General features: G+C 54.8%; 24 protein-coding genes. 17 read left to right on the top strand and 7 right to left on the bottom strand.

Annotated features, from left to right (window positions below; genetic code table 11):
* The first annotated feature begins 7 nt into the window (after positions 1-7).
* The 3 genes from FAP39_RS06205 (at position 8) to FAP39_RS06195 (ending at position 2700) form a co-directional block, all read left to right on the top strand.
* Positions 8-763: an ABC transporter ATP-binding protein gene (locus FAP39_RS06205; protein WP_138015533.1), complete on the top strand. Its 756-nt coding sequence runs from the start codon at positions 8-10 to the stop codon at positions 761-763.
* Positions 764-774: 11 nt separating this feature from the next.
* Entirely contained in the window at positions 775-1530 is a 756-nt protein-coding gene (locus tag FAP39_RS06200) for an ABC transporter ATP-binding protein (protein WP_138015532.1), read from the top strand.
* 228 nt (positions 1531-1758) lie between these two features.
* Complete coding sequence (locus tag FAP39_RS06195; protein ID WP_138015531.1) at positions 1759-2700, top strand: DMT family transporter; 942 nt, start codon at positions 1759-1761, stop codon at positions 2698-2700.
* Here FAP39_RS06195 and FAP39_RS06190 read toward each other — a convergent pair.
* Positions 2624-3304 carry a thiamine diphosphokinase gene (locus FAP39_RS06190; RefSeq protein WP_138015530.1) on the bottom strand — a complete coding sequence of 227 codons (681 nt, stop codon included), beginning with the start codon at positions 3302-3304 and terminating at the stop codon, positions 2624-2626. The genes FAP39_RS06195 and FAP39_RS06190 overlap by 77 nt on opposite strands.
* A 141-nt stretch (positions 3305-3445) precedes the next feature.
* On the opposite strand from FAP39_RS06190, the gene FAP39_RS06185 reads away from it, so the two are divergent.
* Entirely contained in the window at positions 3446-5506 is a 2061-nt protein-coding gene (locus FAP39_RS06185) for a chemotaxis protein CheA (protein WP_425471402.1), read from the top strand.
* Positions 5507-5577: 71 nt separating this feature from the next.
* Here the strand turns inward: FAP39_RS06185 and FAP39_RS06180 are convergent, their stop codons facing one another.
* Both FAP39_RS06180 and FAP39_RS06175 read right to left on the bottom strand, forming a co-directional pair.
* The gene (locus tag FAP39_RS06180) at positions 5578-5817 is read right to left on the bottom strand and encodes a DUF2842 domain-containing protein (RefSeq protein WP_138015528.1); all 240 of its coding nucleotides are present in this window, start codon (positions 5815-5817) and stop codon (positions 5578-5580) included.
* A complete protein-coding gene (locus tag FAP39_RS06175; RefSeq protein WP_138015527.1) occupies positions 5817-7109 on the bottom strand; it encodes an adenylosuccinate synthase in 1293 nt (430 codons plus the stop codon). Before FAP39_RS06175 ends, FAP39_RS06180 begins: the two co-directional genes overlap by 1 nt.
* A 137-nt stretch (positions 7110-7246) precedes the next feature.
* Between FAP39_RS06175 and FAP39_RS06170 the strand changes: the two genes are divergently transcribed.
* Positions 7247-7642 carry a DUF6524 family protein gene (locus FAP39_RS06170; protein ID WP_138015526.1) on the top strand — a complete coding sequence of 132 codons (396 nt, stop codon included), beginning with the start codon at positions 7247-7249 and terminating at the stop codon, positions 7640-7642.
* Here FAP39_RS06170 and FAP39_RS06165 read toward each other — a convergent pair.
* From FAP39_RS06165 to nthA, 3 genes are read right to left on the bottom strand one after another with little or no spacing between them, the layout of a single operon-like run.
* A complete protein-coding gene (locus FAP39_RS06165) occupies positions 7639-7959 on the bottom strand; it encodes a nitrile hydratase accessory protein (protein ID WP_138015525.1) in 321 nt (106 codons plus the stop codon). The genes FAP39_RS06170 and FAP39_RS06165 overlap by 4 nt on opposite strands.
* Positions 7956-8630 carry a nitrile hydratase subunit beta gene (gene nthB, locus FAP39_RS06160; RefSeq protein WP_138015524.1) on the bottom strand — a complete coding sequence of 225 codons (675 nt, stop codon included), beginning with the start codon at positions 8628-8630 and terminating at the stop codon, positions 7956-7958. The genes FAP39_RS06165 and nthB overlap by 4 nt, the downstream gene beginning before the upstream one ends.
* A complete protein-coding gene (nthA, locus tag FAP39_RS06155; protein ID WP_138015523.1) occupies positions 8627-9247 on the bottom strand; it encodes a nitrile hydratase subunit alpha in 621 nt (206 codons plus the stop codon). Before nthA ends, nthB begins: the two co-directional genes overlap by 4 nt.
* Positions 9248-9363: 116 nt before the next feature.
* On the opposite strand from nthA, the gene secG reads away from it, so the two are divergent.
* From secG to FAP39_RS06100, 11 genes are all read left to right on the top strand, one after another.
* Positions 9364-9723: a preprotein translocase subunit SecG gene (secG, locus tag FAP39_RS06150; RefSeq protein ID WP_138015654.1), complete on the top strand. Its 360-nt coding sequence runs from the start codon at positions 9364-9366 to the stop codon at positions 9721-9723.
* A gap of 181 nt (positions 9724-9904) precedes the next feature.
* Positions 9905-11548, top strand: coding sequence for a CTP synthase (locus FAP39_RS06145; protein WP_138015522.1), 1644 nt, complete (start codon positions 9905-9907; stop codon positions 11546-11548).
* Positions 11549-11672: 124 nt separating this feature from the next.
* On the top strand, positions 11673-12371 hold the full coding sequence (locus FAP39_RS06140) for a hypothetical protein (RefSeq protein WP_138015521.1): 699 nt from the start codon (positions 11673-11675) through the stop codon (positions 12369-12371).
* Positions 12372-12387: 16 nt separating this feature from the next.
* A complete protein-coding gene (locus FAP39_RS06135) occupies positions 12388-12681 on the top strand; it encodes a DUF1330 domain-containing protein (protein WP_138015520.1) in 294 nt (97 codons plus the stop codon).
* Entirely contained in the window at positions 12678-13103 is a 426-nt protein-coding gene (locus FAP39_RS06130; protein ID WP_342777177.1) for a tellurite resistance TerB family protein, read from the top strand. Before FAP39_RS06135 ends, FAP39_RS06130 begins: the two co-directional genes overlap by 4 nt.
* A 103-nt stretch (positions 13104-13206) precedes the next feature.
* A complete protein-coding gene (locus FAP39_RS06125; RefSeq protein ID WP_138015652.1) occupies positions 13207-13647 on the top strand; it encodes a tellurite resistance TerB family protein in 441 nt (146 codons plus the stop codon).
* On the top strand, positions 13644-14387 hold the full coding sequence (locus FAP39_RS06120; protein WP_138015519.1) for a phosphate/phosphite/phosphonate ABC transporter substrate-binding protein: 744 nt from the start codon (positions 13644-13646) through the stop codon (positions 14385-14387). Before FAP39_RS06125 ends, FAP39_RS06120 begins: the two co-directional genes overlap by 4 nt.
* A 164-nt stretch (positions 14388-14551) precedes the next feature.
* A complete protein-coding gene (locus tag FAP39_RS06115) occupies positions 14552-15328 on the top strand; it encodes an ABC transporter ATP-binding protein (protein WP_138015518.1) in 777 nt (258 codons plus the stop codon).
* Positions 15329-15357: 29 nt separating this feature from the next.
* Positions 15358-16083, top strand: a complete 726-nt coding sequence (locus FAP39_RS06110; protein ID WP_138015517.1) for a transporter substrate-binding domain-containing protein — start codon at positions 15358-15360, stop codon at positions 16081-16083.
* Between the two features lie 58 nt (positions 16084-16141).
* Positions 16142-17026 carry an ABC transporter permease gene (locus FAP39_RS06105; protein WP_138015516.1) on the top strand — a complete coding sequence of 295 codons (885 nt, stop codon included), beginning with the start codon at positions 16142-16144 and terminating at the stop codon, positions 17024-17026.
* Positions 17023-17829: an ABC transporter permease gene (locus FAP39_RS06100; RefSeq protein ID WP_138015515.1), complete on the top strand. Its 807-nt coding sequence runs from the start codon at positions 17023-17025 to the stop codon at positions 17827-17829. The genes FAP39_RS06105 and FAP39_RS06100 overlap by 4 nt, the downstream gene beginning before the upstream one ends.
* Before the next feature lie 77 nt (positions 17830-17906).
* Here the strand turns inward: FAP39_RS06100 and FAP39_RS06095 are convergent, their stop codons facing one another.
* A complete protein-coding gene (locus FAP39_RS06095; RefSeq protein WP_138015514.1) occupies positions 17907-18314 on the bottom strand; it encodes a hypothetical protein in 408 nt (135 codons plus the stop codon).
* A 219-nt stretch (positions 18315-18533) separates the two neighbouring features.
* On the opposite strand from FAP39_RS06095, the gene FAP39_RS06090 reads away from it, so the two are divergent.
* Positions 18534-19850 (top strand): glutamine synthetase family protein, encoded by a 1317-nt coding sequence (locus FAP39_RS06090; protein WP_138015513.1) that lies wholly within the window; start codon positions 18534-18536, stop codon positions 19848-19850.
* The last annotated feature ends 12 nt before the right edge of the window (positions 19851-19862 follow it).

Below are 19862 nucleotides of genomic sequence, written 5' to 3'. Positions count from 1 at the left end.
CGGATTGATGGGAATTCTTGAAGTCAAAGACGTTGGCAAACGTTTCGGCGGCCTGCAGGCTCTGGGCGATGTCAACCTGAGCGTGGCAGAGAACACTGTCCACGCGATCATCGGCCCCAATGGGGCTGGTAAATCTACCCTGCTCAACTGTCTGGTGGGCAAATTGATCCCCGACACCGGTTCTGTCATGTTTGACGGACAGTCGGTTCTGGGGCGCACACCGTTCGAGATCAACCAGATGGGCATTTCCCGCGTCTTTCAGACACCGGAAATCTTTGGTGAACTGAGCGTGATGGAAAACATGATGATCCCCTGTTTCGCCAAACGCGACGGGTCGTTCCGCATGCATGCAATTGAAAACATGCACAACGAAAAAGACATCGTGGAAAAAGCCGAAGCCATGCTTGAAGACATGAATATGGCAGACAAGCGCCATATGCATTCTTCGTCCATGTCACGGGGCGATAAACGTCGCCTCGAGATCGGCATGTGCTTGGCGCAGGAACCTCGGCTGTTGCTATTGGATGAACCTACTGCCGGTATGGCGCGTGCGGATACCAATAACACCATCGACCTGCTCAAGCAGATCAAAGAAGAGCGCGACATCACAATCGCCATCATCGAACACGACATGCATGTGGTCTTCTCGCTGTCAGAACGCATCACCGTTCTGGCTCAGGGCACACCGCTGGTCGAGGACACGCCGGAAAACATCAAAGGCCACCCCAAGGTACGTGAAGCGTATCTGGGTGAGTCAGCGTAAGGAGAAATCAGATGAACGTGAAACCCGACTTCTCCAAAGGCCACAGCCACGCGGAAACAGCCCCCGCGTTCCTGTCGATCTGGAACATGGAAAGCTATTATGGCGAAAGCTATATCGTGCAGAACATTTCGTTCAACGTGCACGAGGGCGAAATTCTGGCCCTTCTGGGCCGGAACGGTGCTGGCAAAACCTCGACGCTGCGTTCGATTGCACGCATGGACAGCCCTCAGGTGACTCATGGTGAAATCTGGCTGGATCACAAACCGCTCCACTTGATGAAAAGCTATGAAGCGGCTGCGGTCGGCATTGGTCTTGTGCCAGAAGATCGCTGCATCATTCCTGGCCTCACGGTCGAGGAAAACATTCAGCTGGCACAAATCGCCCCGCCTATCGGCTGGTCAATCGAACGCCTGTATGAATTGTTCCCGCGTCTGGGCGAACGCCGCAAGCAAGAAGGTGTCACGCTTTCTGGCGGTGAACAGCAGATGTTGGCAATTGCCCGCGCCTTGTCGCGCGACATCAAGGTGTTGTTGCTGGACGAGCCTTACGAAGGGCTTGCCCCCGTGATCGTTGACGAAATCGAAAAGACTCTGCGCTTGATCAAAGAACAAGGCATGACGACGATTATCGTTGAGCAAAACGCGGTGCGTGCTCTGGAACTGGCAGACCGTGCGGTCATTCTGGATACGGGCGGAATTGTCTTTGACGGCGCCGCCGAAGAAGTGCTCGCAAACGAAGAGTTGCGCGCGGAATATCTGGCGATCTAAGCCACAGCATAAAGTCCTGTCCGCACCATCTGATGCGGGCAGGACACGTCTTGCCTCTCCGCAAGTCGGCCCCCTCCCCCAAAAATGATGACGTGTTGGCCTCGTGACTACGAAGAGTGCCGGACATTCGCCGTTTCGAGCGGCTATCGCATCAACGCTTTTCTCCGAATCCCCAAAATCAATCTAAAGTTGATTGCCTCTTTGGTGAATTCGCCCTAGCCTTTCTCCATGACTCACGATCGTCCTTTGCTTGGCATATCTTTGATGCTGGGATTTTGCATCATCGCGCCCCTTGGGGATGCGATTGCAAAGATTTTGGGTCAATCCGTACCTTTAGGACATCTCTTGTTCGTGCGGTTTGCAGTTCAGACGGCGCTTCTTATCCCAATCGTCTGGATCACAGGCCGGCATTGGCGCATGTCCTTTAATCTCCTACGGCTGGCATTCTATCGTACGGGCCTGCATATCGTCGGAATTGGTGCCATGTTCACCGCACTTCGATATTTACCTCTGGCAGACGCTGTAGCGATCGCCTTTGTCATGCCGTTCTTCATGTTGATTTTGGGAAAATACGTGCTGCACGAAGATGTCGGGGCAAGGCGTCTGATCGCGTGCAGCGTCGGCTTCATTGGCACGTTACTTGTCATACAACCAAGCTTTGCCACGGTGGGCTGGCCAGCATTGCTGCCGCTTGTGGTGGCTGTCGTCTTTTCATTGTTTATGCTGCTGACGCGCAAAATCGCCAAAGACACCGATCCGATTGCCCTTCAGGCCGTCAGCGGAGCCATGGCCACGGTTCTCATTTTGCCGATATTGCTCCTTGTGCCTCTCGCAACCCAAACTGATCTGGTGCCTGCCCTGCCCGATGTGCAAACTCAAATCCTGCTTTTGGTGATTGGCAGTCTTGGTACGCTCGCACATCTTCTCATGACATGGTCACTCCGATATGCGCCTTCGGCCACGCTTGCGCCGATGCAATATCTGGAAATCCCTTTTGCAACGCTTATGGGCTGGGCTGTGTTCGGTGATTTGCCCAACGGTCTGGCGTCGCTTGGAATATCCATCACACTTGGTGCAGGGCTCTATATCGTCTTCAGAGAGCGGTCCATGAGCCGGGCTGGCGCGCCAGTGCAGCCACCGCAAGCTCAAGACATGCACGCGGCAGAATGATTAACATCTTTGGTGCCGTAAACACCAACGATACCGGACCCTGAGCGGCATTCGAGGTCCCAACCCGCCCGTCGGGTGTAAAGACCAGTCCTTTGATCGGCCATTCCAAACCATCAGACACGCCTTCGACCAAAGCCATCGGAAACAGCGACACACGTGTGCCTGCCTCGAGCGGCAAGTCCAGCGACGGGGGCGCCAAAAAGGCGATGTCAGTGTCACCCAAGATCACACAACGGCGATCTGGATGGCGGACAAGCGTATTATAGCACGCCAGTTGATGGTCCAGTCTGGCTCCACTAAACCCCACCCCCAGCACGACAGGCGCGCGAATGTGGCTCAGGGCTTTGTCAAAATCTGTATTCTCCTGCTCGGCAACATGATGAAGGCGATCGGTTGGCAATCCCAAATCCAATGCGCCCTGAACCGAATCCATATCGCCAAGCACCACCTCGGGTGTGACCCCATATTTCAGACAGGCCAGCGCGCCTCCGTCGGCAGCAATCACCCGCGGCGCCAGCACGCGGCAACGCTCTAGGTCTTGGATTGTAGAGATTCCGGCACCAACCAATGTGATTGGTTCCAAACTGTGAACAATGTCCGTCATTTTCGCTCAAAATACCCCTAAAAAGGAAACGCGCCACATTCTGGCCCTGAAATGATACCCTGTATTCCACAGAATCGGTCAGCTTTCGTCTTGTCTGTCGTGGTAAACACAACATCGAGTAGTGCAAAGGACCCGCATATTATGGTTACGAATAGCAAAGTTTTAACAGTCTCATACGGGACTTTTTCCTGCACCCTTGAAGGATTCGATGACTCGTTTGATACGATGAAGGCCATCGCCGAGTATTTTCGAGACCTCGCAGGTGACGACAGGTATTTTGGCGCAGAACCGCCAACGCCAGACGCTGAAATGTTGGCGCGTATCGCCGAGCGAGAAATCGAAAGACGTGTACAGGCGCGCACGGAACATGGTGCAATTGTCCTGACCGCCCCTGCGGCACAGGCCGACGCCGAGATCGCACCAGAACCCGAGGCCCCGCAGGCCGCCCCAGATGTGGCAAGTGAGCCAACCGCAGTCTCAGAAGAGATCGTACCGGATGTCGAAAGCGCAACCTCTGCTGATGACGACACACATGATACTGTGACCGACGCTGGCGACTCTGTTGTTCCCCAAGACGCTGTGTCAGAAGACGTGTCCGACGAAGAGGTCCTTGAAGAACAAGAGATTCAGGACACACAAGAGATTGAAATTGTTGATGTTTCGGACACACCGGAGATCAGCAATATTCTTGCGTCCCTCTCGGATACAGACGACAATGACGATCAGGTTGCTCTGGACGACTCTGTAGATGATGCCGCTGAGGAGATCATTGAGGCCGAAATTATGGAAGCGCCAGAGGCGGAAACCGTTTCAGACCTTGCGCCTGCAATTGATCATGATGACGACAGCATCGCCGCCAAGTTGCGCCGGATTCGCGCCGTCGTATCCAAAGCAGACGCTCAGCCGGAAGAAGATGATTTTTCTGAAGACGAGCATGCCGAAAACCTGATGACCCCTGATGTCGACGACAGCGAGTCGGTACTACAACTCGATGACGCAATGGCGACGGCTGCCGTTGAAAGCGATGTGCGTGTGCAAGATGCCGAGGCCCAAACCGAGGTTTCTGAAGCGCAAGACAATGACGATACGCCAAAAACCGTAACCCCCGTACGTCCGGTGCGCGCCCGTGTCGTTCGCATGAAGCGTGAAGATTTTGAAGATGCCGTCACAAGCGGCGTTTTGGAAGCCGAGGAAGACCCCACTGACAGCGCAGACGCTGCTCAGGACGTGATTGAAGCCGAGGTCGCACCTGTGTCCGGTGACGCAGCCCGCGCATCCGAAAGCACTCTGACCCCAGAAGACGAGGCCGATCTGGTCGCGGAACTGGCGCAAATTGAAGCGGAACTTAATCGTGCCGATGCGTTGGGCGAAGACGCCGAAATCGAGGAAGACGCTGCGCAAGATGTGGCCCCAGAAATTGAGCCATCACAGGACGCGGTGATGGTCGAGGATGTGGCCGCCGCAGATGTGGATGTGTCCCGACTGATGGCAGAGACCGACAACCAGATGGACGAACCCGAAGGCAGCCGCCGACGCAGCGCCATTGCCCATCTGCGTGCCGCTGTTGCCGCGACCAAAGCCGAGAAGGCTGCTGGGCAAGAACTGCGCGATACAACTGACGGATCCGAAGCGTATCGGGACGATTTGGCCAGCGTGGTTCAACCCTTGCAAGGCGCACGCCCCAAGCGGCCGCAAGTTCCAAATTCCGAAGCAGAACAAGGCTCTGCGCCACGGCCTTCACGCGAGGATGGCCCTGCACCTCTTAAACTAGTGGCAGAGCAGCGTGTCGATGCTCCGACCCAAGAAACCGATACCACACAGCGCGATCCTGTTCGCCCGCGCCGTGTCTCGGCCGCTGACCGGACGGAGGCCCCAGTGGCTCCGGCTGCCCCGGTTAGCGCGCCCGAGGAAAAAGTAAGCAACTTCGCAGAATATGCAGAGAACATGGGCGCCAACAACCTGCCCGACATGCTCGAAGCTGCGGCGTCGTATTTGACATTTGTCGAAGGCCACGACCGGTTTTCACGCCCGATGCTGATGCGGATGGCACGCGATATGGACGAAGACAACTTTACCCGCGAAGACGGTTTGCGTGGCTTTGGCCAGTTGCTGCGTCAGAACAAAATTGAGAAACTGCCTGATGGTCGTTTTACAGCGTCAGAGCGGATCAGCTTCAAGCCAGAGGATCGCGCAGCCGGTTAAGCCGCGCGCCGCAAGGCTGGTGAATAGAGAAAAGGCGCGCAGGAGAATATCCTGCGCGCCTTTTCTTATGCTTAATAACCGGGGCCATCATCTGGTGGAGCATCCGGATCAGCCTGGCCAATGCCCTTAAAGAGCTTCTTGAATGGCAATATCCAGACAATCCCTAGCCCGACATAGATCGCGAACTCGACCAGTATCGACGGTCGCTCAATTAATGCCACCAAATTGAGGGCGACAACGATATACACCGGCAATCCAACCAAAAGGACCACCAACGCCCACCGTCGACGCGCTTTGTAGGACAACGCCATCAGTCAGCAAACGGGTCAGTGACAAGAATCGTGTCTTCGCGCTCGGGCGATGTCGACAACATGGCCACCGGACATCCAATCAGCTCTTCAACCCGACGCACATATTTCACGGCATTGGCAGGAAGATCATTCCAGCTTCTGGCGCCTTCGGTTGAATCTGACCAACCCGGCATTTCCTCGTAAACGGGTGTGCAACGCGCCTGTTGATCCGCCGCAGTCGGCAGATAATCCAGCATTTTGCCGTCCAATTCGTAACCCGTGCAGATTTTCAATGTCTCAAAGCCGTCCAAAACGTCCAGCTTGGTCAACGAAATCCCGTTCACGCCACTGGTGGCACACGTTTGGCGCACCAGACAGGCATCAAACCAACCACACCGACGCTTGCGGCCCGTGGTTGTGCCAAATTCATGTCCCCGTTCGCCCAAACGCTGACCATCGTCATCGTCAAGTTCGGTTGGGAACGGACCTTCGCCAACGCGCGTGGTATATGCTTTGACAATCCCCAGCACAAAATCAATCGCCCCGGGCCCCACACCAACGCCTGTTGCGGCTTGGCCTGCGATCACATTCGACGAGGTGACAAACGGATATGTCCCAAAATCGATGTCCAAAAGTGCGCCCTGCGCGCCTTCAAACAAGATGCGTTTGCCCGCTTTGCGCTTTTCATTCAGAACCTTCCACACGGGGGCGGCATATTCCAGAATGACCGGCGCAATTTCTTTAAGCTGTTTGATCAGGCCAACCCGATCCACAGGCTCGAGGCCCAACCCACGACGCAGCGCATCATGATGTGCCAAAGCCCGATCCACACGCAACTCAAGCGTTTTCTCATCCGCCAAATCAGCCACGCGAATAGAACGCCGGCCCACTTTGTCTTCATAAGCCGGACCAATACCACGACCGGTTGTGCCAATCTTGGCGACACCGATGGCATCTTCGCGCGCACGATCCAATTCGCCGTGAAACGGCAGAATCAGCGGTGTGTTTTCCGCGATCATCAGCGTCTCAGGAGAAATCGTAACCCCTTGTGCACGGATTGTTTCGATCTCTTTGACCAAATGCCACGGATCCAAAACAACGCCGTTGCCGATCACCGACAGCTTGCCGCCGCGCACAACACCCGAAGGCAGCGCATGCAATTTATAGACCTTACCGTCCACAACCAGAGTATGGCCTGCGTTATGGCCCCCTTGAAAACGCGCGATCACATCTGCGCGTTCGCTGAGCCAGTCAACGATCTTGCCTTTACCCTCGTCGCCCCACTGGGCGCCCACGACGACTACATTGGCCATTATCCGGTCCTTTCAAAGGTCAAACCCGCGCCCTTTTAGCCATGTTACCCGCGACGTGAAACCGCAAATGTGCCGCAGCACTGGACAGAGGCGCGAAATTTTCGCAAACCAATGGACAAAAATCGATTGGAGTACCGATGGGCTTGTTCCTGCGTTGGGTCTTTGCCTTTCTATTATTGGCCCTTACATTTAACCCAACACAGTGGAATTACGTCCGCTGGAGTGCGGCAAACTATATGGACGAAACCCCGTTAACGGTTTTGCTCGGTTTGTTGCTGCTGATTGGATATATAATTTATTTGCGGGCGACTTTGCGCTCTATCGGCGGGTTTGGCATGTTTTTGGTGCTGTCGGTCGTCTGTGCCTTGATTTGGGTTTTGTATGATTGGCACCTGTTGACGCTGGACAATAACAACCTGAACACATGGATCGGGATTTTCGCGCTGTCTGCGGTTTTGGGGATCGGGCTTGGATGGTCAATTGTGCGCCGGATGCTGTCGGGCCAATACGACATGGATGACGTCGAAGACTAAAGTTTGACCGGTGCTCCGTGCGGAGTCGCCAGATACGCCTGCTCCCACGCACCGCGCATCCGCGCAAGCGCCGCTGCATCGACAAGCGCGCGGTCCTGCAGAACGCGTTCAAGCGTTTCCAGCCATGCGACAAAGTAGTCTTCGCCACCGTTCAGGCTTTTGGAGGTTCCGTGCTGGCGCAGTGTGTCGCCAAATGCCGCGGCCCAATCTGACCATGCGAAAACGCCGGTTTCATTCAGATGCACGGTCAGCGCGAACACCTGCGCATGCCACGGCGCCTCGAACACGGGGGCGGGTTTTTCAACGTCATGGGTCATTCTGCGGGCCCCAAATAGCTTTGCCAAATATCCAAGATCACTTCATCTTGGGCATTGGCTTGTGCGCCCCACAGGTCTTGAGCCTCAAACGCCACCGCATACAGGGGTTCGGGTTGATCGCCCAAGTAATGCCCATTGGAATCGGGCAAGACATACCCCCCGTGACAGATCACAACCGTGCCTGTCGCACCAGCGGCATAGGCTGGCAAGCGGCTATGCCCCCCGTCAACCAGCACGTTGCCCGCCGGACGACGTGTTGTCACACGTGCGCCTGCTGAAAACTGCTGTGCCACATCACATGCCCGCGTATATGGGCTGCCCGAGGCCAACACCTTGGCAACGTCTTGGGCGCGTAACGCCTTGTTCGCCACATCGGAAACCCCGTGCCCGTGCCCGCTCTTGAGCTCATCCAGCGTGACCAAATCTCGGTCCACCAGCAAATCCGCCAGAGCCGCCATCCATTTCTCGTAATATGAAAATCGACTGTAATCTTTCGGGCTAAGGCATTCTCTGGCATGGCGCGACGAGTCGATATTCCAGCGTCCCAAGGCCCCTGCGGCCAACGTCAGGGCCAGCGCCCTTTTGTGCCACTCCTTCTCGAATGTGACAGAATCATCAGCCTCAACAGGACCGTCTCCAAAGCGCCCGCCCATGTCATGCACACGCGTCATTGGTCAGGATCCCGCGCGAGGCCTGTGCCAATCATGGAATTGCGTGTCACCCACCGCGCTAACGCCTGTTCGCTCAGGCCTTGAGTATCTTTGGGGCGCTGTGGAATCACCAAATAACGGATTTCCGCGGTAGAATCCCAAACCCGGATTTTTTGCGACGCAGGTATGTCCAATCCAAATTCGGCCAAAACCTTGCGGGGTTCGCGCACGACGCGCGCACGATAGGCATCAGATTTATACCAGCCCGGCGGAATGCCAAGCAAAGGCCATGGATAACAACTGCACAAAGTACACACGACAACATTGTGCACCTCTGGTGTGTTTTCCACCATCACCATGTGCTCGCCCTGGCGGCCATAAAACCCCAAGTCAGAGAGCGCGGGCATTGGATCGGTCCGCATGGCGGCGCGAAATTCTGCATCGTCCCAGAACTTGGCAACCACCTTGGCACCATTCTGCGGACCAATACGATTTTGATAAGTATCAATAATTTCGTCCAGCGCGGCGGTTTCGACCAACCCTTTGTCAGTCAAAATTGTTTCGAGAGCCTTGACCCGCAAGGCTGGATCAGAGGGCAAAACGGCGTGATAATGGTCTGGATCATGATCATGAGGCATAGGATGAACCCTGCCAGAACGTCCCCATTGGTGTCTAGTGCGGAAACCTCCTTGCCCCGCGCTCGAAACTTGCCTACATAGCGCGCTGAACATATCGAATGCTGGCACAGGTCCCCATGGAAAACGTTGTCCTAATTATCCACCTTCTACTTGCGCTATCCCTGATTGGGGTTGTGCTGATGCAACGCTCGGAAGGGGGCGGACTTGGCATGGGCGGCGGCGGAGGTGGCGGTGCCATGTCCGGACGTGCTGCAGCCACTGCCATGGGCAAGCTGACATGGATTTTGGCGATCGGATTTATCTGTACGTCCATCGCACTTACGATCATTTCTGCGCGCAACTCTGCCGGTGGTTCGGTGATGGATCGCATCAGCGATCAACCCGCGGCCACTCAGGAAGCTCCCGAAGCTCCGGTCTCTGATCTTCTGCCACCGGCAGAAGGTGAAAATGTACCGTTGGTTCCACGCGCAGACTGATTTCAGGCTAACGCTTTAATAACACTACAGATTGACAACTTACTCGGAACCGCAACAGCATCTTGCGGTTCTGTTGCCAATCTTATGCGAATCCTATAAGACTTAAGTCCCGTGATGCTACGGCAGATTCTCTGCTTGTGGGCGCTTGCAAAACTACTGAATTCACGGGGGTCGCCAACTTATGGCACGTTATATTTTCATCACAGGTGGTGTTGTGTCTTCGCTGGGCAAAGGCCTTGCATCTGCGGCCTTGGGCGCTTTGCTTCAGGCACGCGGATACACGGTGCGCCTTCGCAAGCTTGACCCCTATCTGAATGTGGATCCGGGCACGATGTCGCCATTTGAGCATGGCGAAGTGTTTGTGACCGATGACGGCGCAGAAACCGATCTCGATCTTGGGCACTATGAACGCTTTACGGGTGTACCGGCGCGCAACACCGACTCGGTCAGTTCAGGCCGGATTTACTCGAACGTTCTCGAAAAAGAGCGGCGTGGCGATTATTTGGGTAAAACCATTCAGGTGGTGCCCCACGTCACCAATGAAATCAAAGATTTCTTGCACGTTGGCGATGATGAAGTTGATTTTATGCTGTGCGAAATTGGCGGCACGGTCGGCGACATCGAAGGTCTGCCCTTTTTCGAAGCCATCCGCCAGTTCAGCCATGACAAACCGCGTGGCGAGTGTATCTTTATGCACCTGACGCTGCTCCCATATCTGGCGGCCTCGGGCGAGCTCAAAACAAAACCAACACAACACTCGGTCAAAGAACTTCAGTCCATCGGGATTGCGCCGGATATTCTTGTCTGTCGCTCCGAACAGCCCATTCCAGAAAAAGAGCGCAGCAAGATCGCGCTGTTCTGTAATGTCCGCAAAGAAGCCGTTGTGGCCGCCTATGACCTGAAATCGATCTACGAGGCGCCGCTTGCCTATCATCACGAAGGTCTAGACCAAGCTGTGCTAGATGCGTTTGGCATTGCCCCTGCCCCAAAACCCGACCTGCGTGTTTGGGAAGATGTCGCAGATCGTATTCACAACACCGATGGCGAAGTGAACGTGGCAATTGTCGGCAAATATATTCAGCTCGAAGACGCCTATAAGTCGATCAAAGAGGCGCTGACACATGGCGGCATGCACAATCGTGTCAAAGTGAACGTGAAATGGGTCGATGCCGAAGTGTTCGACACATCGGATGCAGCGCCCCATCTGGAAGGGTTCCATGCCATTCTGGTGCCTGGCGGATTTGGTGAACGTGGCACCGAGGGAAAAATCAAAGCCGCACAGTTTGCGCGCGAAAAGAAGATCCCGTATTTGGGCATTTGCCTTGGCATGCAGATGGCCGTCATCGAAGCCGCGCGTAACGTGGCCGGTATCAGCACCGCAGGATCAGAAGAATTCGATCACGAAGCCGGCGGCAAGCGCTTTGAGCCAGTGGTCTATCACCTCAAGGAATGGGTTCAGGGCAACGCCAAGGTCACGCGCAAGCACGATGATGACAAAGGCGGCACGATGCGCCTCGGGGCCTATGACGCCGTTCTTGGTGAAGGCAGCAAAGTTGCAGACGTGTATGGCACAACAGCGATCGAAGAACGTCACCGCCATCGCTATGAAGTCGACACAACCTATCGCGACAAGCTTGAAGAATGTGGCCTGAAGTTTTCAGGCATGTCCCCAGATGGGCGTCTTCCTGAAATCGTTGAATGGCAGGATCATCCTTGGTTTATTGGTGTACAGTTCCACCCGGAACTCAAATCAAAACCCTTTGATCCACATCCATTGTTCAAAGAGTTCGTACGCGCCGCCAAAGAAAATTCGCGCTTGGTCTAAGGCACATATCGTCGCCACCCGCGCATCGCACCTTCACAGCACTCGCCCCGACGGCGGGTGCTGTTTGCATTTGCTCCCCTGCAATTTTCTTGGCATCGCACGGCATTGCAGAGTAGCCTGAGATATGCGTGTTCTCTGTCTTATTTTCGCTTTGCTGGCGTGCACTGCACACGCCCAAATCACCCAAGTGGCGTATGATGATCTAAACCAGATATTGTCCGGTAAGATCACCTTTGAAACCCTGCCTCAGAAACCAGAACCCGGTTTTAACCTGAATGCCCCGATCCGTAGTGACGGCGCGTGGCTGGGTGCATATTTTGCAGGGCAAACACTTGTGCAGTCGCTTGCGGGAAACGGCACCCCGCATGACACCTTGGGGCACCCGTTTGCCCATCGCCCCCTGTCAATCAAGGCTGACGAAAACGGGGAAAACCTGTCGGTGGCCTTTCATCGCGGTTTTCGGTCAAATGCCGTGCTGCCGCTTGGCCCTTTGGGGTTTGAAAACATTTCCGGGCGCGGCGAAGGGGCATTGGCCATCTTGTTTGATACGAACCAGTTTGCCGCCGGATTTCGGGTGCACACCAGTTATGAAACCCCGTTGGGCACCGCACAAAAGCGCGGGACGATCACGGCCACGTTTTTCTCGCGCCAAGGTGTGCCATTGGCCAGTATGACCCTGACGCCCGATCAGGGTATTTCAGACTTTGGTTTTCGCATATTACCGGGATCGCGCCCCTTTGCGGGCATATTGATTTCCAATTCCGATCCCGGAGGGATTGCTATTGATGACATCGTCTTTCAAATTGAACACATGCTATTTTGAAAATTGGGGGATGCAGATGGCAAAAGGGTACTGGATTGGGAGTGTCGAAGTCGATGACTTGGAAGCCTACCAAAAATATATTGCCGCGAATGCCGCACCATTGGCAGAATACGGGGCCAAATTTTTGATACGAGGCGGCCAGTACATAAACCCCGAAGGATCCGCACGCACACGCAATGTCGTGATCGAATTTCCAAGCTATGACGCGGCCGTCGCATGCTATGAAAGCGACGCTTATCAAAAGGCAAAGGCGCTTCGTGTGCCTGTGAGCGTGAACAACATGGTCATCATCGAAGGGTATGACGGATGATGTGGGATGGATTGATTCGCCGGCTCAAGGGTGTACCACAGGCCCCTGCGCCCCTGCCCGAACCTGATGAACACTTGGCGCTTGGGGCGCTTTTGGTGCGGGTTGCCAAATCTGACAACCACTATGACGCCGTCGAAATTGGTGAAATTGACCGCATATTGGCCAAAACCTTCTCACTTGGCCCCATTGATGCAGCAAAAATGCGTGCCACCTGCGAAAAACTCGAGGCCCAAGCTCCGGGGACGCCCGATTTTGCGCTCTTGATTCGACAGAATGTGGATTATCCGCATCGTCTGGAAATGCTGCATACGCTTTGTCAGGTCATGGAGGTCGACGGCACCCATGCCCAAGAAGAAGAAGCGACGTTGTTAGAAATCCAAAAAATTCTGGGGATCGAAGACAACGATTGCCCCATCCGTTAGGCGCCGCATCGCGAAAAAGTTTCTTGGGCTGCATTATGACGTCAGCGCCCCAATGACAGAACAAGGCTTGTCGCGACGGCATCGGCGTCATACATCTTGTGGTATGTTCGGAGATTTTTTTAAACGCCTGACATCTTCAGGCCCAGACACCCTTGGAGATGATGACGCACGACTGGCGTTATCGGCACTGTTGGTTCGTATTGCACGGGCGGACGGCGATTTTTCCCAAGACGAAGCCACACAAATTGATCGCGTCCTTGCACAGCGGTATGCACTGTCACCTTTTGAGGCGACCGCGTTGCGCACGCAAGCCCAAGGTGTCGAGGCCGAGGCCCCAGACACCGTCCGGTTTACCCGCGCGATCAAAGACGCCGTTCCTCATGATGACCGTCTCAGCGTGGTCGAAGCCCTCTGGCAGGTGGTTCTGGCAGATGGGGTGCGCGATGCCCAAGAAGATTCGATTGTGCGTCTCGCCGCGAACTTGCTTGGCATAAACGATCGGGACAGTGCCTTGGCACGCCAAAGGGTTCACGCGCGCCTATGAAGGCCATGCTCGGCATGTATGATCGCCCTGAAACGGCGCCTGCACATGACCGGTTTTGGACGCGTATCCACGACGCATTGGGGTATGGCCCACCACAGCTCACGCGTGATGTTGATTTTTGGACATTATGGACCTCGCCAGATTTGATCTTGGGGCAAACCTGCGGGCTGGTGTACAAAACCCATCTCCATGGCCAAGTCCATTTGGTTGGCACCCCTGATTACGGTCTAACCGATTGTCCTGCTGGCCACGTGTTTGGCGTGTATCTGGCAAGGCGCGACGCGGTGTCGACATCGCTGTCCGATCTGTCGACCGGAACATTTGCCTATAGCGCGCCTTGGTCTCAAACAGGTTGGGCATCCCCCGCCCTGCATTTCGCCGAATTGGGCCTCGCCCCGACCACACGGCTACAAACCGGCGGCCATTATCTTTCCGCACGCGCTGTGGCTGAACAACAAGCCGACTTCACCGCCGTGGATTTTATGACGTGGGAACTCATTCGCCGCTATGATGACTTCGCGCAAGATCTGCAGGTCATTGGCCGCATGCCAGCAGTGCCAAGCGGCCCGTTTATCACCGCCGACCCGAGCGCGGTTCCAGCGCTGCAAACCGCATTGGATGCGGCCGTGCGTGACATGTCCAGCGAGGACCAAGCCATTTTAGGGCTCAAGGGAATCGCCCGGCTTCCGGTTTCGGCGTATCTTCAGCTCCCGATCCCACCGGTTCCGACACAGCTCTAGGCGCTGGTGGGGCAATTATTTCATGCTCGCGCGCGCCGTTCAGGCGATATTGCCATCCGTTTTGTGAAGACTCTCGCAAAGTCACCCGTTTTGGAAGTTGCATTTACCCGTTTTTTAAGTCCTAGTTAGCGTCTAACAATGTAACAAAAACGTGGCGGCGATCTTTGTCCGAAACTACTCCAGTAATAGAAATTCGCGATCTGCATAAGGCGTATGGCGAATTAGAAGTCATCAAAGGCGTGGATATTTCCGCCCACCGTGGCGACGTTGTGTCTTTGATCGGGTCCTCTGGATCAGGAAAATCCACCATTTTACGCTGTGCCAACCTTTTGGAAGACAGCCAGCAAGGCGAGATCCTTTTCAAGGGCGAGCCCGTGCATTGGAAAGGCAAAGGCCATCACCGCCACCCCGACGACTGGAAACAGGTTCTGCGCATTCGCACCAATCTGTCGATGGTCTTTCAACAGTTCAATCTGTGGGCGCATATGACCATTTTGCAAAATGTCATGGAGGCACCGGTCACGGTTCTGGGCCGGGACAAAGCCGAAGTCGAACATGCGGCCCGCAAATATCTGGACAAGGTGGGTATCGGTGACAAATGTGATGTCTATCCCGCTCAGTTGTCCGGTGGACAACAACAACGTGCTGCCATTGCGCGTGCGCTGTGCATGGAACCAGAAGCTCTGCTATTTGATGAACCTACGTCGGCGCTTGATCCTGAGCTTGAACAAGAAGTTGTGCGGGTTATCAAAGCCTTGGCCGACGAAGGCCGGACCATGCTGATTGTGACCCACGACATGAAAATGGCCGCGGATGTGTCCAACCATGTTGTGTTCCTGCACCAAGGCAAAATCGAAGAACAAGGTGATCCGGACACATTGTTTGGCGCACCCAAAACCGAGCGTTTGCAAGGGTTCCTATCGGCAACCTCTGCGCAATAATAAATTCATACCAACTGGGAGAAAATAGTATGAAGTCTCTAATCCTCAGCACTGCTGCTCTGGCGCTGACCGCAAGCTTTGCAATGGCCGAAAGCCATGGCGATGTTGTGCGCATGGGTACCGAAGGTGCCTATCCTCCGTACAACTTTTTGAACGACCAAGGTGAAGTCGACGGCTTTGAGCGTGAATTGGGCGACGAAATGTGCCGCCGCGCCGAACTGACCTGTGAATGGGTCACAAACGAGTGGGATTCCATCATTCCGAACCTCGTATCCGGCAACTATGACACCATCATCGCAGGCATGTCGATCACCGACGAGCGCGACGAAGTCATCGACTTTACCCAAAACTATACCCAGCCTGATCCGTCGGCATATCTGGCCATGTCAGACGATGCAGACATCAAAGGTGGCATCGTGGCCGCACAAACCGGCACAATCCAAGCCTCGTTTGTTGCCGCGTCTGGCGCCACACTGGTTGAATTCGCGACACCTGATGAAACCGTTGCTGCCGTGCGCAATGGTGAAGCAGACGCTGTTCTGGCCGACAAAGCTTATTTGTCGCCAATCGCAGACGAAAATGCTGACCTGATGCTGCTCAAGCAAGAAGAGCTGATCGGTGGCGGCGTTGGTATGGGTCTTCGCGAAAGCGACCAAGATCTAAAGATGAAGTTTGATGCGGTTCTGACCTCAATGAAGGCAGACGGATCGCTGAACAAACTGATCACCAAATGGGAAATCGGCCCGGGCTTCTAAGCGCGCGCCAAGGACATAGGCGGGGCCAAAATTTATTTTGGTCTCGCCTTTTTATATCATGTTTTCATACTGCTCTGATCCTTCTGCCCTCGATGGCATTGCTTGGTTGTCGTGCTATTTGACCACCGGTAAGCATATGGCGTTCTATACGTCGTTTGGCACCGTGCTCTTGTTGTTGGCAATCACTGCCCCCGTGGCCCTGATGTTTGGATTTGCTGGCGCGATGGCCGCACGTGGACGCATTGCACCGCTGCGCTGGATCGGCAAAGCCTATATCGCTATTGTTCGGGGTGTGCCCGACATTGCGTTTTTCCTTTTCTTTGTGATTGCGCTGGACCAGATCATCGAATGGTCGCGCCACAAAATTCTCTGTCCTGACTGGACAGGGCCCGTTCGCCAAGGCAACGATTTTGTCGTATGTGACGCGGCCAAGATGCCCTTATCGTCTTCACCGCAATGGATGCATGAAACCTATGGGTTCAGCCTTGCGATTCTCACATTTGCAATTGTGTTTGGTGCATTTGCAGCAAACGTGATGTTTGGTGCAATGCGCGCTGTGCCACGGGCCCAGATTGAAACTGCCGAAGCCTATGGTCTGACGCACCGGCAAGCGTTCTGGCGTATTCTGGTCCCGCAGATGTGGGTCTATGCCCTGCCCGGATTGTCGAACCTGTGGATGGTGTTGATCAAGGCCACCCCTTTGCTGTTCCTGCTGGGTGTCGAAGACATTGTGTATTGGGCAAGAGAACTGGGCGGATCGAAAACATCCAAATTCACCGAATACCCCCATCAAGATTGGCGGATGTGGTATTTCTTTGCTCTGCTGGTCTTTTACCTGATGTTCACCAAGGTCTCTGAAGTGTTCTTGGACAAGCTGATGAAACGGCTCACCCGTGGTCAGGCCACGACAGGTGGCGAAGCCCAAAGAAAGGCCGCCGCATGAGCTGTTGGATTACAATTCAGGACTATGCCCTTCGCTCGATCGGAATTGGCGAACGGCTGTTGCCGAAACAAGATTTCACCCTGTGCCAGCAATTCACCCTGATTGGCTCGGGAATGCTGTGGAACATCTATTTTGGCGTCTTGGCGCTTGCGGCCGGGTTCTTCTTTGCCACCGCTCTTGCCATGGGTAAACACGCACGCTCTGCGTGGCTGCGCAAACCCTCGGAGTGGTTTATCTTTTTGTTCCGCGGCTCACCGCTGTTTATCCAGTTTTTCTTTGCATACTTCCTGTTTCTGTCGCTCAAGCAGGTCGCACCGATGTTTTCCCCGTTTACCGCCGCATGGCTGGGCGCCTTGGTTGTTCTGTTTTGCAATACAGCCGCATACTCTGGCGAGATATTCTATGGGGCGCTGCTGTCGATCCCCAAAGGCGACATTGAAGCCGCAGATGCTTATGGGTTGTCAGGTTGGCACAGGTTTCGGCGGGTGATTTGGCCGACAATGCTTCGGTTGGCATGGCCTGCGTATACAAACGAAGCCATCTTTTTGTTCCACGCCACCACACTTGTGTACTTTAGTGGCTTTCCCGCGTGGCGACAGAAAGGCGATGCGCTGTATTATGCCAACTATTTCGCGGATAAGACATTTAACCCGTTTATCCCCTACCCGATCTTGGCGGGGTATTTCATCCTTCTGACACTGTGTGTAGTTGGGGTATTCGGCCTCGTGAACGCCCGATTGAACCGACATCTCCCACAAGAGCGCCGTGTGAAGTTGCGGTTTCGGCCAAACATCATTCGCTAAGATATCCATAAATAAAAGGCCGGTCCCTCAAAGAGACCGGCCTTTTTTGCGTGTTCGCTGAACGCTGTATACAGCGTTTACATCTTGCCGATGGTCTTCAACGCGCGCTTCTCAGGGACAACCCGGAACTGAAGCTTACCGGCAAATGTGGCCGCATCGATATAGCTTTCGATAAAGATGGTTTCGCCTGCCTTGATGTCAATGACGCCGGACGTGTTGTTCGCATCAGGCACCGAGAACTCGTGCGCGCCGGGGGACACCGAAACCGGTTGTACAGCGCCGCGTTGCATATGAGCGACGATATTGCCGTTCTGATCCGCAATATCAAAACGCACAGCATTTCCTGCTGTAGAACCGCCGCGATAGAAAACAATGAGCCCCTTGCCTGGCTCAGGAGCCGGCACAGATGCTGCAAAAGCCGCCATCGGGAACAGCGCGACTGCGGCCCCCATCGCCATCAGGCCCCGTCGTGTTAGCTTTGTCATAAAAAATACCTCTGAGAATGTTCATACTCGCACAACCCTGAATAGCTGCGCGCGCGCTGACAAGTCAAAATTCCGTGTCCAAATTAAAGTGAGCAGATATCGGCTTGGCGCAGGTCACACAGGCAAAAAGAAACCTCAAGAAAATATTTTGATCAAATTATGGTGACAGCCCCCCATCGCCTAAGGTAAAACACACAAAAGCTGCCAATGGAGCCCAGCATGGACTTATCGCAATTCTCAACCCTTCGTGTCGCCGTATCCGACTTGAACGGACAGATGCGCGGAAAACGCGTGCCATCCTCGTTTCGCAAAAAGCTGAGCAACGGCGCACTTAGAATGCCGCTGTCTGTCTTGAATGTGGATATCTGGGGGGCCGATGTGCGCAACTCGCCTTTGGTGTTCGAAACAGGCGATGCGGATGGTGTCTTGCTGCCCACGGATCGTGGTGCGGTCCCCATGCCATGGCTGGACACGCCATCTGCGTTGGTTCCAATGGCGATGACACTTGAGGATGGTAGCCCGTTTCTGGGGGACCCGCGACAGGCGTTGATCAGCGTTCTGGACCGTTATTCGGCAAGAAACTGGCAGGTCATGGCCGCCACAGAGATGGAGTTCAGTCTTGTTGATGACACAGGTGATCATTTACAGCCGCCTGTTGATCCAAGATCATCCCGCCGCCTGTTTGGCCAAGATATCCTGTCCGTAGACGAACTTGATGCGTTTGACGCATTTTTTACAGAGCTTTATGAGGGCTGTGTCGCGATGGGCCTGCCCGCGCAAACCATCATCAATGAATCCGGTCTTGGCCAATTCGAAGTGACGCTGAACCACCAAAATGCACTTCGCGCGGCAGATGATGCTTGGCTGTTCAAGGTGTTGGCCAGAGGCATCGCCCGCAAGCACAATATGGCCGCAACCTTTATGGCCAAACCCTATGCGGATGATGCTGGCAACGGCATGCACGTGCATTTTTCTGTGCTTGATGCCGACGGGCAAAACGTCTTTGACAATGGTGGCCCCGAAGGGACCGAGACGCTCAAACAGGCCATTGCGGGCTGTGTGCATGCGATGCCCGCTTCAACGTTGATCTTTGCACCGCATGGGCCAAGCTATGACCGGCTCGTGCCGGGTGCGCATGCACCAACCGGTGCGTGCTGGGCGTATGAAAACCGTACAGCGGCCATTCGTGTGCCGGGTGGCGCGCCGCAAGCACGCCGTATTGAACACCGCGTTGCAGGGGGTGACATCAACCCGTACCTTATGCTCGCAACCGTGCTGGGCGCGGCCATTGAGGGCGTCGAAGAAGGCATGATTGCCCCGGCCCCCATTACCGGCAACGCCTATGACCACGACCTGCCGCAACTTGCGCCAGACTGGGGCGCCGCAATCGATGTGTTTGAACATGACGCCTTTATTGCGCGTTGTTTACCTGATGTTTTGATCAAGAATTTGGTCATGACCAAACGCCAAGAGTTTGAAGACCTTGCCAAGCTTGCCCCCCATGATCACTGGAAACTCTATCTCGAAAGAGTCTGAGCCCTTTCGCGC

Source organism: Shimia litoralis (assembly GCF_005518135.1).
GTDB classification, from domain to species: Bacteria; Pseudomonadota; Alphaproteobacteria; order Rhodobacterales; family Rhodobacteraceae; genus Shimia_E; species Shimia_E litoralis.
The sequence above is the reverse complement of the archived record's forward strand: the minus strand, read 5'-3'. Positions and strand labels throughout refer to the sequence as shown.